This is a genomic window from Nonlabens sp. SY33080 (assembly GCF_011784885.1).
Classification (GTDB): domain Bacteria; phylum Bacteroidota; class Bacteroidia; order Flavobacteriales; family Flavobacteriaceae; genus Nonlabens; species Nonlabens tegetincola.
This window is the reverse complement of the sequence record NZ_CP050461.1, coordinates 2748088-2763933: the sequence shown is the minus strand read 5'-3', so window position 1 is coordinate 2763933 and position 15846 is coordinate 2748088. Positions and strand designations below refer to the sequence as shown.

General features: G+C 36.5%; 14 protein-coding genes. 9 read left to right on the top strand and 5 right to left on the bottom strand.

All coding sequences use genetic code 11. The annotated features are described in order from the left end of the window. Positions 1 to 19: 19 nt before the first annotated feature. The 9 genes from acs (at position 20) to hisIE (ending at position 9535) form a co-directional block, all read left to right on the top strand. Positions 20 to 1930: an acetate--CoA ligase gene (acs, locus tag HCN53_RS12520; RefSeq protein ID WP_167343177.1), complete on the top strand. Its 1911-nt coding sequence runs from the start codon at positions 20 to 22 to the stop codon at positions 1928 to 1930. 249 nt (positions 1931 to 2179) lie between these two features. Beyond that, positions 2180 to 3076, top strand: a complete 897-nt coding sequence (gene hisG / locus HCN53_RS12515; RefSeq protein WP_167343176.1) for an ATP phosphoribosyltransferase — start codon at positions 2180 to 2182, stop codon at positions 3074 to 3076. Next, positions 3076 to 4377, top strand: coding sequence for a histidinol dehydrogenase (hisD, locus tag HCN53_RS12510; protein ID WP_167343175.1), 1302 nt, complete (start codon positions 3076 to 3078; stop codon positions 4375 to 4377). Before hisG ends, hisD begins: the two co-directional genes overlap by 1 nt. A gap of 22 nt (positions 4378 to 4399) precedes the next feature. Then, entirely contained in the window at positions 4400 to 5563 is a 1164-nt protein-coding gene (locus HCN53_RS12505) for a pyridoxal phosphate-dependent aminotransferase (RefSeq protein WP_167343174.1), read from the top strand. Positions 5564 to 5604: 41 nt separating this feature from the next. Then, positions 5605 to 6717, top strand: coding sequence for a bifunctional histidinol-phosphatase/imidazoleglycerol-phosphate dehydratase HisB (gene hisB / locus HCN53_RS12500; RefSeq protein ID WP_042278798.1), 1113 nt, complete (start codon positions 5605 to 5607; stop codon positions 6715 to 6717). Then, positions 6714 to 7313 (top strand): imidazole glycerol phosphate synthase subunit HisH, encoded by a 600-nt coding sequence (gene hisH / locus HCN53_RS12495; protein WP_167343173.1) that lies wholly within the window; start codon positions 6714 to 6716, stop codon positions 7311 to 7313. The genes hisB and hisH overlap by 4 nt, the downstream gene beginning before the upstream one ends. Before the next feature lie 42 nt (positions 7314 to 7355). Further along, positions 7356 to 8099, top strand: coding sequence for a 1-(5-phosphoribosyl)-5-[(5-phosphoribosylamino)methylideneamino]imidazole-4-carboxamide isomerase (hisA, locus tag HCN53_RS12490; RefSeq protein ID WP_105018577.1), 744 nt, complete (start codon positions 7356 to 7358; stop codon positions 8097 to 8099). Positions 8100 to 8144: 45 nt separating this feature from the next. After that, a complete protein-coding gene (gene hisF / locus HCN53_RS12485) occupies positions 8145 to 8918 on the top strand; it encodes an imidazole glycerol phosphate synthase subunit HisF (protein ID WP_105018576.1) in 774 nt (257 codons plus the stop codon). Positions 8919 to 8929: 11 nt separating this feature from the next. Next, positions 8930 to 9535: a bifunctional phosphoribosyl-AMP cyclohydrolase/phosphoribosyl-ATP diphosphatase HisIE gene (gene hisIE / locus HCN53_RS12480; protein ID WP_105018421.1), complete on the top strand. Its 606-nt coding sequence runs from the start codon at positions 8930 to 8932 to the stop codon at positions 9533 to 9535. A 99-nt stretch (positions 9536 to 9634) separates the two neighbouring features. Here hisIE and HCN53_RS12475 read toward each other — a convergent pair whose 3' ends face one another. The 5 genes from HCN53_RS12475 to HCN53_RS12455 form a co-directional block, all read right to left on the bottom strand. Then, a complete protein-coding gene (locus tag HCN53_RS12475) occupies positions 9635 to 11563 on the bottom strand; it encodes an MORN repeat-containing protein (protein WP_167343172.1) in 1929 nt (642 codons plus the stop codon). Between the two features lie 137 nt (positions 11564 to 11700). Then, on the bottom strand, positions 11701 to 12744 hold the full coding sequence (locus HCN53_RS12470; RefSeq protein ID WP_167343171.1) for a hypothetical protein: 1044 nt from the start codon (positions 12742 to 12744) through the stop codon (positions 11701 to 11703). Between the two features lie 72 nt (positions 12745 to 12816). Further along, entirely contained in the window at positions 12817 to 13824 is a 1008-nt protein-coding gene (locus tag HCN53_RS12465) for a hypothetical protein (RefSeq protein WP_167343170.1), read from the bottom strand. A 12-nt stretch (positions 13825 to 13836) separates the two neighbouring features. Continuing rightward, positions 13837 to 14802, bottom strand: a complete 966-nt coding sequence (locus HCN53_RS12460; RefSeq protein ID WP_167343169.1) for a hypothetical protein — start codon at positions 14800 to 14802, stop codon at positions 13837 to 13839. Between the two features lie 33 nt (positions 14803 to 14835). Continuing rightward, entirely contained in the window at positions 14836 to 15846 is a 1011-nt protein-coding gene (locus HCN53_RS12455) for a hypothetical protein (protein ID WP_167343168.1), read from the bottom strand.

Sequence of the window (15846 nt, the reverse complement as noted above, 5' to 3'; positions counted from 1 at the left end):
CTCAAAAAAACAACTTAACATGAGTAATTACCACATAAAACACCTCGAAGAATACTGGCAAGTATATCGCAAATCAGTACGAAATCCTGAAAATTTTTGGGAAGAAATAGCAGAGGAACATTTCCTCTGGCGCAAAAAATGGGACAACGTTCTCTCTTGGGATTTTACCAAACCAGAGATAAAATGGTTTGAAGGAGCTCAACTTAATATCACAGAAAATTGTTTAGACAGACACCTGGCAACAAGGGCCGATAAAACTGCCATTTTATTTGAACCTAATGACCCTAATGAAGAAACCCAACACATAACCTATAAGGAGTTACACAAGCGTGTTTCTACTATGGCAAATGTTCTCAAATCTCAAGGAGTAGAAAAAGGAGATCGAGTATGTATTTATCTTCCTATGATTCCAGAACTTGCCATTGCTGTGCTTGCTTGTGCTAGGATAGGAGCCATTCACTCAGTAGTTTTTGCAGGTTTCAGCGCCACGGCACTTGCAACAAGAATTAACGATTGTGACTGTAAATTAATAATATGCAGTGATGGAAGTTATAGAGGTAATAAGACCATTGATTTAAAGAAAATTGTTGACGAGGCATTAGAGGACTGTCCTGGTTTAACAACCAGCTTAGTAATAAAAAGAACAGGTGGTGAAGTAACCATGAAAGATGGTCGCGATAAATGGCTAGCACCTTTATTAGATACAGCCGATTCAGTTTGTAAAGCTACTGTAATGGATGCCGAAGATCCCTTGTTTATTCTGTATACCTCGGGTTCTACCGGGAAACCTAAAGGTATGGTGCATACCACTGCTGGATACATGGTATATGCGGCCTACAGTTTTAAGAACGTATTCCAGTATAGAGAAAATGATATTTATTGGTGTACTGCAGATATAGGATGGATTACAGGGCACAGTTATATTGTATACGGGCCGTTATGCAACGGTGCTACCACGGTCATGTTTGAAGGTGTGCCTAGTTATCCAGACTTTAGTAGGTTTTGGCAGATTGTTGAAAAGCATAAAGTAACTCAATTTTATACTGCTCCTACTGCGATTCGAGCTTTGGCAAAACAGCATATCGATTTTGTAAACAAACACGATTTGAGCTCACTTAAAGTTCTAGGTACTGTAGGAGAGCCTATTAATGAAGAAGCATGGCACTGGTACAACGATAATGTAGGAAAACAAAACAGTCCGATAGTAGATACGTGGTGGCAAACAGAAACCGGTGGTATTATGATAAGCCCTATTCCCTACTCTACTCCTACAATCCCAACCTTTGCTACATTACCGCTACCAGGAATTCAACCAGCCCTAATGGATGAAAACGCGCAGGAAATTAAAGGGAATCAAGTCGAAGGTAGATTATGCATCAAATTTCCATGGCCATCCATCGCACGTACTATATACGGTAACCACGACCGCTATCGTGATACCTATTTTAGCGCTTACAAAAACATGTATTTCACAGGCGATGGCGCACGACGAGATGCTGTAGGTTATTATCGTATTACAGGTCGTGTAGACGATGTAATAATTGTGAGCGGACATAATTTAGGTACAGCACCAATTGAAGATGCAATAAATGAACATCCTGCAGTCGCAGAAAGTGCAATAGTAGGCTTCCCTCATGATGTTAAAGGAAATGCACTTTACGGTTACATCACATTAAAAGAAACAGGTGAAGATCGCAATCAAGATAACCTGCGCAAGGAAATCAATCAGCTTATTACAGACCGTATAGGACCTATCGCAAAATTGGATAAAATTCAATTTACCAACGGTTTACCAAAAACTCGTAGTGGGAAAATCATGCGTAGAATTCTACGTAAAATAGCAAGTAACGATACGGCCAATTTAGGTGATACCAGTACACTTTTAAACCCAGAAACTGTTCAGGAAATTATAGACAATAAACTAGTATAAGTTAAAATAATCTAATTTTTTAGAATTTCGCTTTCGCGAAAGCGAATCCTATACTATGTTTGCACCGTAATGAAAAAACAAAACCTACATCATCATCATTTTATTTACTCGCAACAGGCGTGCAAATGATGTATTGATGTAAGTCAACTATAATTATTAACCCGTCTGTTTTGCAGACGGGTTTTTTGTTTTTACAATCATAAACTCTATGCAAATCAAATAACAGATAACACAGAGTTTAAAAGAAAAATGAATACAACAGAAAACAAAACAAACGATAAAGTCTCTAATACTAGCATGAAAATAGCAGTTCAAAAATCCGGAAGATTAAGCGATAAGAGCTTACAATTATTAAAAGACTGTGGAATCAAGTTTGACAATAGCTCTCGTAAATTGTCTACTAAAGCTAAGAATTTTCCACTAGAAATTTTATTTCTTAGAGATGACGATATTCCACAATATGTGGCAAATGGAGTAGCAGATTTAGGGATTCTAGGACTTAATGAAGTAGAAGAAAAAGATCAAGCGGTAAATGTAATAAAACAACTAGGATTTGCAGGATGCCGTTTAAGTCTAGCCGTTCAAAAAGATGTGGATTACACAGGACTAGATTGGTTTGAAGGTAAAAAAATAGCAAGTAGTTATACCACCATTGTCAAAAAATTCTTTGCTAGTAAAGGGATAAATGCCACAACCGAAGAAATAGGTGGTAGTGTAGAGATCGCTCCAGGTATAGGACTTGCAGATGGTATTTGCGATATAGTCTCTACAGGATCAACACTGATCATGAATGGTCTTAAAGAAGTTGAAACTATCATGTATAGTGAGGCCGTGATGATTGCAAACAAACAACTGGACGGTGAAAAGGCAGCTCTTTTAAATAAACTACTCTTTAGACTAGAGGCAGTACAAAATGCTAAAAAGAATAAATACATTCTGCTTAATGCTCCCAATGAAAAGATTGATGAAATTACACGACTTCTTCCTGGTATGAAAAGCCCTACGGTGTTACCACTTGCAGAAGAAGGATGGTCTAGTTTACACAGCGTTATCGAAGAAGAAGATTTTTGGAATGTAATAGATCAACTTAAAGAAGCTGGTGCCGAAGGAATATTGGTGAGCGATATTCAAAAACTTATTGCATAATGTTACAAATTATTCAAAGCCCTACTCGGGAACAACAAGCAGATCTTTTACAAAGACCTCAACAGCAAAAAGCAAACATAGATACTGCGGTAAAAGAAATTTTAAATCAAGTTAAACAACAAGGTGATAGTGCCTTAATAGAGTTTGCTCAACGATTTGACAATGCTAGTTTAAGCAGTTTAAAGGTAAGTAATCAAGAAGTTACTGCAGCCATAGATAAAGTAAGTAACCAATTAAAAGAGGCGATAAAAACAGCTTACCAAAATATTTATAAGTTTCACAAGGCTTGTTATACCCAGGAATATCCAGTTGTTGAAACCATTCCAGGAATCACTTGCTGGCGTAAATCACTTCCTATTGAAAAAGTAGGCTTGTACATTCCTGGTGGTAGTGCTCCTTTATTTTCTACTGTACTTATGCTAGGTGTTCCTGCTCAAATTGCAGGTAACAAGCAAGTCATTCTTTGCAGCCCAACAGATAGTGATGGTGCAATAAATCCAGTAGTTTTATACACTGCACAATTATGTGGCATTACCGAAATATATAAGGCTGGCGGCGCAGGAGCAATAGCAGCTATGACTTATGGTACAGCCACCATTCCTGCAGTTGATAAAATATTTGGACCTGGTAATTCATTTGTTACTAGAGCCAAAGAACTCGCTCAACAGCAAGGTGTCGCGATTGACATGCCTGCTGGACCTAGTGAAGTTCTTGTAATCGCTGACAAAACAGCTAATCCAGATTTTATTGCAGCCGATTTGCTAGCGCAAGCAGAACACGGACCTGACAGCCAAGTAATTTTACTTACTGAATCTAGCGAGCTTGCAAACCGAGTTACAGATTCAGTTCAAGAACAACTGGCAGAATTAGAAAGGAAAGACATAGCTAGCGCAGCACTTCAAAATAGTAAAATAATCGTTTTAGAATCGATTCAAGAATGTGTGAACTGGTCCGATTTCTATGCTCCAGAACACCTTATCATAAACACTGAAAACGCAGAGAATGTGTCTTCACAAATAAATATTGCCGGTTCCATTTTTATAGGTGCTTACACTTGTGAAAGTTTAGGAGATTACGCTAGTGGTACAAATCACACATTACCTACTTATGGATATGCACGTAATTATAGTGGTGTGAGTGTAGATAGCTTTGTCAATAAGGTAACATATCAAAAAGCCACCTCACAAGGAATCACAAATTTAGGTCCAGCTGTGGAACTAATGGCGGCGGCAGAAGGATTAGGCGCTCACAAAAATGCGGTGAGCGTTAGATTGAAAAGTATAAAATCACAAGGTATCTAGTTTCATTCAACTGTAAAATAACATGACATTTAACTTAAAAGATATTGTACGTAAGAATATTTGGGACCTGAAACCTTATTCTAGTGCACGCAGTGAATTTGACCTGTACAATAGCGGTAAAAACAAATTGACCTTATTAGATGCAAATGAAAATCCGCAAGGGCAATTAAATCGTTATCCGGATCCTTTACAACTGGAATTAAAGAAAGAACTAGCTTATCAAAAGAAATTATCCATAGATCAAATATTTGTAGGAAATGGAAGTGATGAGGCTATTGACCTACTTTACCGAATATTCTGTAATCCAGGTAAGGACAAAACCTTAATCCTTCCTCCTACTTATGGTATGTATGAGGTAAGCGCTGGTATTAATGATATAGAGGTTTTAAAAGCACCACTTAATTCGGTATTTGAGATTGATTTTGATGCGGTCAACAATCAAATTACAAATAACGAAAACTTAAAAATTATTTGGATTTGCTCGCCTAATAATCCTACTGGAAATGCCATTTTAAAAGCAGATCTTAAACACGATTGGCAAGCTCAAAACTATACTAAAGGCGGTATGATGGACCTTCCCTTTAACCCAGCTTTTGAGGAAGAAATGCAAGAGAATCAAGAAAGGTTGGACAAGCTATTTAATAATTTTAAAGGGATTATTGTAGTCGATGAAGCCTATCAAGATTTTACTGAAAACATAAGTTTTATTAATAGATTACAGGATTACCCTAATCTTGTTATCCTACAAACTATGTCAAAAGCACAAGGACTAGCTGCAGCCCGAGTAGGATTTGCTTATGCAAGTAAAGAAATTATTGAACTTTTTAATAAGACTAAGCCACCCTACAATGTAAATGAGTTATCGCAAAAAGCAGCGTTATCAGCTATAAGAAACGTTGAACAAGCTCAAAAAAGTATTACTACGTTAAATGCAAATAGAAAATGGCTAAGTGAACAATTAGATACATTTGATTTTATAAATAAGGTGTTCCCTAGCGAAGCTAATTTTATACTTGCCCGTGTAAAAAATGCCAACCACGTATACAACTACTTGAGAGATCAAGGCATTATTATACGTAATCGTAGTAGTCAAATTGAAAACACATTACGTTTCACTGTAGGTACTATGCAAGAATGCGAGGAAATGGTACTAGCATTAAACAATTATCAAAAACAAGTCCAGTAAACTTTAAACCAATTAAGCAAACCTTTATAAGGTTATAGAATATGAAAAAAGTATTATTTATAGATCGTGACGGTACTATTGTAAAAGAACCACCTGTAGATTATCAATTAGATAGCTACGAGAAATTAGAATTTTTACCGCAAGCAATTACACAATTACACCGCATTGCACGAGAGTTAGATTATGAGCTAGTCATGGTTACCAATCAAGATGGTTTAGGAACAGATAGTTTTCCCGAAAATACTTTTTGGCCGGTACACAACCTTATGATGGACATATTGCAAGGTGAAGGAATTAACTTCAGTGAGGTGATTATAGACAAAACCTTTCCAGAAGATAATGCACCTACTAGAAAACCTGGAACAGCACTGCTCACTCATTTTATCAAGGGTGATTATGACCTTGCAAATAGTTTTGTAATAGGTGATCGCAATAGTGATATGCAATTAGCAAAAAACCTAGGATGTAAAGGAATTCAGTTACCTTCTATCACAGATGATAGTAATTTTGAAGACCAAGATATCGTAGCCTTAAAAACAGATAGCTGGAAAGAAATTTTCCAATTCCTAAGAGGCCAACCTCGCAAAGTGAATGTAAGTAGAACTACCAAGGAAACTGACATCAATATCACTTTAAATCTTGATGGAGCTGGAAATGGAACTATCGATACCGGTTTGAAATTTTACGACCACATGCTAGAGCAATTACAACGTCACGGCTCATTGGATTTGGACATTAAAGTTAAGGGCGACCTTGAGATAGATGAACACCATACCATTGAGGATACAGCTATTGCTTTGGGTGACGCTTTCGCGAAAGCGTTATCAACTAAAAAAGGTATAAATAGATACGGCTTTTTACTACCTATGGACGATAGCCTTGCACAGGTTGCCATTGATTTTGGTGGACGACCATGGATAGTTTGGGACGCCGATTTTAAAAGAGAATATGTAGGTGATATGCCTACTGAATTATTCTTTCACTTCTTCAAAAGTTTTAGTGATGCAGCTAAATGTAATTTGAATATGAAGGTTGAAGGAGATAACGAGCACCATAAAATTGAAAGTCTATTTAAAGCATTTGCCAAGGCTATCAAAATGGCTGTAAAACAAACTGGCGATGGTAAACTACCATCTACAAAAGGAGTATTATGATTGCTATAGTTAAATACAACGCAGGTAATATAGGTAGCGTTACCAATGCTTTAAACAGACTAGGTGTAGACAATATCGTAACTGACGATCCTATAGAATTACAGGCTGCAGATAAGGTTATTTTTCCAGGAGTTGGAGAAGCAAGTACTGCCATGAAATACTTAAAAGAAAGAGGTCTGGATAAGGTTATTAAAGAACTTACACAGCCCGTTTTAGGTATTTGTTTGGGAATGCAGTTAATGTGCACGTATAGTGAAGAAGGTAGAACAGATTGTTTAGGGATTTTTGACACCATCGTTAAAAAATTCCCAGACAACCCAACGCTTAAAGTACCTCATATGGGATGGAACAATATCGCGAGCGAGCCATCATACGGATCTAGTTCTCCATTATTAAAGAGTATCGATTCACAGGATGATGTCTATTACGTTCACAGTTATTATGCTGTGCCCAATGAAGATTCACTTGCTGTGTGTAATTATATCAATCCATTTGCAAGCATGATGAACAAGGGTAACTTTTATGCTACCCAATTTCACCCAGAAAAAAGTGCTCAAGTAGGCGAGCAACTATTAACTAACTTTCTTAACCTCTAGAGAAAACAATCCATGTCAACAAGCAATATTGAAACACCACGCATGAGAATCATTCCGGCCATTGATATTATTGAAGGTAAGTGTGTACGATTATCACAAGGTGATTACAACAAAAAAACAATTTATAATGAAGATCCACTAGAGGTTGCCAAGGAGTTTGAGGACTTTGGTATTAAACACTTGCACCTAGTTGATCTAGATGGGGCAAAAAACAGTCATGTCGTCAATTGGAAAGTACTAGAAGATCTATGTAATAAAACAAATCTTCAGGTAGATTTTGGAGGTGGCGTAAAGACAGATGAAGATATAAAAATAGTTTTTGAAAGTGGTGCACAACAGGTTACAGGTGGTAGTATAGCCGTTAAAAATCCTGAACAGTTAGAAAAATGGATTTCCAGGTATGGTAGTGAGAAAATCATTTTGGGTGCCGATGCTAAAGAAGGTAAAATTGCCACTCATGGTTGGCTAGAAAGTAGCGAACTCGAAGTAATTGAATTTATCAAAGAATGGCGCAAAAAAAATATTGAGTATGTTATTTGTACTGATATTGCCAAGGATGGGATGCTTTCTGGACCTAGCTATGACTTGTATAAATCTATTTTGGAAATACAAGTAGATCCTTCTAACCATTCAACAACCAAACTTATTGCTAGCGGTGGTGTAACCTCGATAGATGACGTGTATAAATTAAATGAAATGGGTTGTGAAGGCGCCATAATTGGTAAAGCAATTTATGAAGGAACTATTGAGTTAAAACAGTTGAGCTCCTTTATACTTTCTAATTAAAAATCAATCAGGTTGAGATATTCAAATCTCATAATGCAAACTAATATGCTTAAAAAAAGAATTATACCTTGTTTAGACATTAAGGATGGTCGCACTGTAAAGGGAATTAACTTTGTAGGTCTGCGTGATGCTGGTGATCCCGTAGAGCTGGCTAAACAATATGCCTTGCAAGGCGCCGATGAGCTGTGTTTTCTAGACATCACAGCAACTATTGAAAAAAGAGAAACCTTGGTACCGCTCGTTAAGGAAATTGCAAGCGTTCTTAATATCCCTTTTACCGTAGGAGGCGGAATTAACGATGTAAAGCTGGCTAAAGAAATCATTAAAGCAGGTGCCGATAAAATAGCCGTTAATAGTGCTGCTGTTAAACGACCTGAACTTATTAACGAACTGGCACAAGAGTTAGGTAGTCAGTGTGTTGTTGTAGCTGTGGACACTAAACTTATAGAAGTTGACAACACAGACAAATCAACAAATAAGGTTTTTATAGGTGGTGGACGATTTGAAACTGACAAGGAAACCATTACATGGTGTAAAGAATGTGAAACTCGTGGCGCAGGTGAAATTCTACTTACTAGCATGAATCACGATGGAACAAAGAACGGATTTGCACTTGAGATTACCGATATTCTTTCACGAGAACTTAATATACCGATTATAGCATCTGGTGGTGGCGGTAACACGCAACACTTTGTTGATCTGTTTTCTAAAACCCATGCAAGTGCTGGACTTGCGGCAAGTATATTTCATTTTGGTGAATTGCCGGTTCCAGATTTAAAAAATCAACTTAATGAAGCTGGTGTAGCTGTAAGAATATAAAAAAGATACTAATGAAAACACCCAATTGGAATAAAGCTAGCGATGGACTATTACCCGTAATTGTTCAAGATGCCACTACCTCAAAAGTGTTGATGCTGGGATATATGAATGAAGAAGCTTTTACGCTTTCGCGAAAGCAGAACAGAGTAACATTCTATTCACGTAGTAAGCAGCGACTGTGGACTAAAGGAGAATCAAGCAATAACTTTCTAGATATTGAAGAAATAAGATTGGACTGCGATCAGGACGCTATTTTAATTAAAGCACACGCTCATGGACCTACTTGTCATCGAGGTGAGGTAAGTTGTTTTGATGATGACGATTCTAATTCACAAGCGTTTTCGGTTTATGATTTAGAAAAAACCATACACCAGCGCATTGATGAAAAAACAGAAGGAAGTTATACGTATTCTCTTGTTCAAAAAGGCATCAATAAAGTAGCCCAAAAGGTAGGTGAAGAGGCTGTAGAAACTGTTATAGATGCTATAAACGGTAAGGAAGAAGACTTCATTTATGAAGCTGGTGATTTAATGTATCATTACTTGGTATTGCTCAAGGCCAAAGGTTACTCTCTAAAAGACATTGAGAATGAACTAGCTAAAAGGCATAAGAAGTAATTTCTTTATTGCATTGGACTTAGAATGGCAACTGATTGTCATTCTAAGTCCATTATCAATTGCACGATAGGTTAATGCAACTGTTAATTTGTAATTACTTTACGACCGTTTAGAAGTTCCTATATAATTACCATTTTCCCAATACCCGACTTTTTGTTGACCGTTGCTGTAGATCAGGATACCGAATCCGTGTTCTTTATTATTGAGCCAGTTTCCCGTATAAGAAGTTCCATTTTTCCAAAAATATTCACCAAAGCCACTGCGCAATCCATTGACGTATTTACCTACGTAGCTATCTCCATTTCCAAATACTGTGAGCGAATAATTGCTTAATTTACTATTTTTCCAAAATCCAACACTTTGACCGCCATTGCGGTATCGATAACCGCCGAAACCGTTACTGCAATTACCTCTACAACTACCGGATATTTTCTTGTTTACATATTGAGTTCCCAAGCTTAAGGTAAACTTATTGCTGTCTAAAATACCAGCGTTAAGAATTTTCTTTCCCTTTTTGTTGATACCGTAACCGTGCTGTACATTATTCTTCCAGCTACCTATGTAGTACTGGTCTGTTTCTTTCCAATAATAAGTTCCGCTACCATTTCTTTTGCCATAAGCATATTCACCACGATAGTAATTTCCATTTTCTTGTGTAGCTACGATAATACCGTGTGGTTGTCCATTTTTAAATTCGCCTTCGTATTCTATGGTCCCTTTGGTGGCAATTCCATATCCATCAATACAGTTTCCTTTTTTGCAAATTAATGTTGTAGTTGCGGACGCTTTTTTTTCTTGATTTGAATCATTGCTAGCAACCACAGAAGCTGATTTCAAGGGTTCACCGTTATAAGGTAAAACAGGTTTTAACTCCTTGTCTTTGGCTTGATAGTAACCCTTAAGAATATAGGTAGGTATTTTGTTTACCGTTATCACTGGATCGCCATTTTCTAGAAATTCCCATTTACCAAATTTCGAATAGTCTGACATTCGTTCTCCCTTGTCAAGAACTACAAATTTATTAGTCGAAATATTGCGATAGTAGGCCATTTGAGTGTTGTAAACAGCTTTGGCTTCTGCTCGTGTTACTCTACCGTCAAGTGTAGGTAATAGATTTACGTCGGGAACAACGTAGTAGTTGACTAATGGAAAATAAAACACCTCATAAGCTTTGTCTTTCTTACCTATTATAGTGCGTTGAGCTGCTCTAAAAATTTTATCGTTTAAATAAGGATAGATTAAAGAAGTGTATTCCGTTCTAGGGTCTGGAGCAAAATGAAATGATGGCTTTTTAAAATCTGAATAATAAATGATAGAGCGCACCTTTTTTGAGAATCGATCCTCTTTAGGAGAAAAACGATTATAAACCCAATTGCCTTTTTCATCAAATTTATATTCGTAGGTATATTTATCTCTTTCAGAATAGGTGATTAAACCATTTTTATAATGATAGGTGTTATGGGTTATGTCACCGTTGTAGTATTTAGACTCCATGTTTACTTTGATCTCACCGTTTTCTATATCCTGGTACGTGTATTTGATATAAGTTTCTACCTCAGGTTGGTCATCTTTTGCTGGATGAATGGTGGTAGACAAAATAATTCTTCCTTTGTTATCGTACTCAAAAATACGCGTATTCCACTTGGACACCTGCTTTATAAAAAGTCCATTTTTATAAAAATACTGAGTCGCATTTAATGTTCCATCAGCATCATAGCTACCTCGCTCAATTAAACGGTCTTTTTCATCTCGCAAGCAGTAGTATTTTCTCAAAGCTTTGGCTTCTTCCTTAGAGTATTTACAAAACTCAGTTACTTTACCTGCTAGACCTGTTAATATTTGTTTTCCATTTCTATCATACAAGTACTCATCAAGTGCATAAACATCTCCTGTAACATGTTCTGCATGCAGTGTGTGAAATTCTGGAACGGGATTGCAAGGCGCTATATCAAAGTTTGGTTCATATTGCGCATGTAACCCTAGACATTGTAAAAAAAATAGCAGGCTCAGTTTTATAGTCTTACTCATTACGTTAGTTTAATCAATCAAACTTATGGCAACCGCCTATCCAGTTCAATCAGGCAAATAGCGTATTTCTCTTAAACTAAAAAAGCCACAAGTCCCCTACAACCTGTGGCTTAAAAGATTACATAAATAATTTCCCTTTATTTCATTTTATCCTTAAGCTCTGCGAGATGGTGTTTTAAAAACTTACTCATCGCCATTTTTGCTCCCTTGATATAGGCCGCACCATCTACCGGTACTGATTGAAATTTTCTAGTTGTTTTGTCGTAGGTGTAAACAATAGGATTAAAACTAGTAGCAGTTTCTGACATTCCTTTAGATTGCACTGCTTTGATTTTTTGCTTTTCTAGCACTCCTTCTATAGGTAGTGCCTTTTTCAAAGTACCGTTGTAATTATTCCCTTTACTATCTGTAATATGAACCATTGTTTTTACTGGAAACACATCATTTGAACCTTTAAATCTCAAACCTTTTTTCTTTTCGGCGGTGATGTTGTCACTAGACACCAGTCGTAAATCAGTTTTAAAAGTAACTTTTGCAGTTCCAGGACTCCAGCCTTCTTTTACTTCGATAAACAAAATATTCAAATCCACTTTGGCAACTAGAACATCACCCAATTCCTTGGCTAATTTTTTGTTCTTGTTTAAATCTGTGTCCATTGAAAAAGGATTCCAACCCTTTTTTTCATTTCCTTCTTTATCTAAACCTTTAACGTAGTAACTAAAATTTTCTGGAGTTACTGTAACAACGCCAGGTAATTTAGTGGGAATTATTTCTCCGCCTTCACGTCTCGTGTAATCTTTATAGACCTCTGTTTTACCAGCTTCATCGGCCGTGATAATTTCTAATCCAGCGTCCTTTAAATCAGACACAAAGTCGTTATAAACTTCATTGGTAATTCGTTTTAATTCATTCTCGTCTAGTCCATCGAGTGCTACGGCAAGTTTAGCCGTTGCCGAATTTCTACCGCCAAATGAACTACCACTTTTATAGCTCACAGCGTCCTTAAAAACCTCAAAGTTGGTTTTAAATTGAGCAATGTAAATTCTTTTGTTTGCCTGCTTCAGTTTTTTAACTCCATATGATCCAGAAGTACTGGCTTTAAATTCTCCTAAGGATTGAGCTTGCAAAGCGGTGAAACTAAAAACACACATCAATAACAAGCATACTAAATTGTTTTTCATGGTTATATGTATTTATAGTTCAAATATGCCCTAGTAACCGTGATTGTGAAATAGGTCAATTGTCCTAAATCACTATTTAGGAAGTAACACTGTTTGAGTTACGAGATTTAATAAAGGGATTTGATGGACCTCAACACTATCGCCACCATTGAGTTGTTGGTATACATCTACTGGGACAGTAATGCTTTTCTCGTTTATTTGTATATAATGAGTAGTACGCGATCCATTGCTACTACTGGAAAACTTATCAATAACTTGAGATCTTGTAACGGTTTTATTATTACTGGATAAAACCCTGCGATACTTGCTGTACCACTTTATTAAAGAAAACAACTGCCATCCGACAATAATGGGTAATGGAAATAAAAACAAGAGTAATCCAGATAAACCAGAACTTATTAAACTAATAATTATGAATAAAGGTACAATTGATATAAGTACTGCTTTGCGTAATTTGGTGTACCAGGCTTTTCTTAATGCTTGTTGATCCGTAGCATTTAAAGAAACTATTTTGGGTATAAAAGCTGCCGTGTATTTAGTTGAGAATCTACTATCCTCTTCGTTAGTTTTAGTAGGTTCTATAACCGTTACATTCAAAATTACTTTACTTGTTGGCACCTGTTCTAGCTGTATAACATCACCTACCTGACCCTTTGAATATTGAGCGGCACTTACCTGGAACTCTGCATTATTTAATTTAAGGTAGTAGGTGATGGTTGTTTTACTACTTGATCGACCATTTCTTCCGCTACCTGATGACTGGGTTCTTGTAATCGATTTACGTTTATCTTGTAAAACACCTGTATAGACGTGTTTAATACCTGCTCTAAAGTCAATTACTTTTTTCCATAGCATTACAGTACATAAGAGGATAATTATTGACATAAAGGCAATAACCATATATTCTGGCATCGCAATTTCTTGACTAAATAAAGGCTTACCCTGAACCCAGCTGAAACCAAAAAATATAAAAGCGCCAAAAAGTATAGGCACCACTACAAATCCTATGATACCAAATCTGAGCGTGCGTTTATCTTGTTGCGATAAAGGTGCTTCTTGAAATAAAACATTTGTTTCCATTGCTACATGCTGTTAGTATCGTTTTATTTTGTGCTGAAAAAGAATATCAAATTGAGTGCTACCTACGGTTGTACTATCAGGAAAGTATAATTTCCTAAACACCCATCTATCTTCAAGTTTTGAAAACATTTTGCGAGTTATGTGTCGTTTAGTCCATTCGCCGGTTGAACTTTCGGTTGATGTGCTGTATTGCTCTAGCATCACTTCTTGCTGGGTAATTTCCTTTCTTTTGTTAAACAAATCGGTTCTTGAAATTGCAGCTGCTTTTTGTAATGCTTCAATAGCTTGTTCTTGAGATAACTGTGTACGTATTTTGTATACTCCAGTAAAATCGGCCACGGTGATTAATGGATCATTGGCAGTAACTCTAGCAATGGGAATACCTCTTGTATAATACACGGTAAATTCCTTTTTAAGTTCACCGTTTTCCTTGTATTCATGTTGTTTTACATAATCCAGATTTCCTTTTTTATAGTAGTAAGTTGCTGTTCTACGATTACCTCTTTTCAACTTCATTTCAATATGTTGCAGTTGATTGTTCTCATAAGTATACTGGGTAACATAATTGATGTATTTACCCGTTGCCTTTTCACTGGTTACACGACCTTGATTGTCACATTCAAAAATCATGGTAGCATCAAATCCACCGGAACTCGTTTTTTTAACGATACTATCTAACCTGGTTCCTGTGTAATAAAAACTGTCTAGGGTCTCTGACTTGTACTTACCAAAAATTTGTTGATAGTCTTGAAATTTCAATCCTTCTTCATTAAAATTTTGAACCTCTAGAACAACCGGTTCATAACCCAAACTATCGGCCTTATAAGTTGCCGTTTGTATTCTATACACTTCGTTTTTGGCCGTATTATCTGCCTGCGATATTTGAGGTAACTTTAAGTGTTCTAGACTTGAATGAACTTGTGCTGTTATCGCTTTCGCGAAAGCGAACACTAAAAACACACTTATTAAACTCTTCATATTTTATAGATTGTAACTGTGAATCAAAAAAGGTTAGTACATGCGTACTCCACGCAAGTAAATGTGAGGCTTACCATAGTTGGAAGGAATGGTTAACAAGTTGTTACCTACAGGAAGCTCCAGAACATCGTACGTTTTACCTAGATTAGCAGCATTGATTTCACTAGATGAAACTGGGATTTTTAAGTAACGATTACTGCTGGGATCAAAAGCATAATGCACGTTTTTACCTTTATGCGTTTGCAGTTTCATGTCGTTTACAGTAACTACTAGGGATGGCGAGTAAGTTCCTTTTTGAACGATTGCTTTATAAACTCTAGGCTCCTTTAATTGATCGTGATAAAACAAGTCTCTTTTTGAATTAATGACCTGTCCTTCTTTGTATTGAGTAATCCAATTGTAATTACTATCAAATTCATAGGTATAGGAAGTTGATTCTTGACCTACCTCTTCTCGTTGTCTGAGCAATCCATCGCGGTAGGTATAGTTGTATTCATTAACCACAACACCATCTTTATTTGTTGACACCTCATTAATCACCAATGATTTACCCTTGTTGGAATAGGTGTAAACAGAAGTATAGGTAAAGGTTGAGCTTGTAAAAACATCCTTGATAAGCCGGTTATCACTATCATAAAAATAGGTCTTGACCTTACCATCGGTTTGATAATTGCGCTCTATAAGTAAACCTTGCTCGTTATAAGTAAAGGTGGTGCTGTTTTCTTTCCCAGAATTAAACTCCTTGCTTTCAATGATTTGTCCCTTATCGTTTTTTATTAGGTAACGACCGTTGTATTTTTTTGCTATTTCTAGATTGTCCAGTACATTGGATTTTAACGAGAACCCAGTCGTATCATACCAGTGATCATTTATTTTGAGAATGTTACCTTTAATAGGACCTTGTGCAATAAAATGTAATTCTTCTAGCGGTGTGAGCGGATTTAAAGGCGCCCTATACCAATCTTTTACTATTTGATCTTGTGCTTTTAAGGTACTCACTAGCACGATAAAGAGCGTTAATAGATAATAGGTTCTATGTTTCAT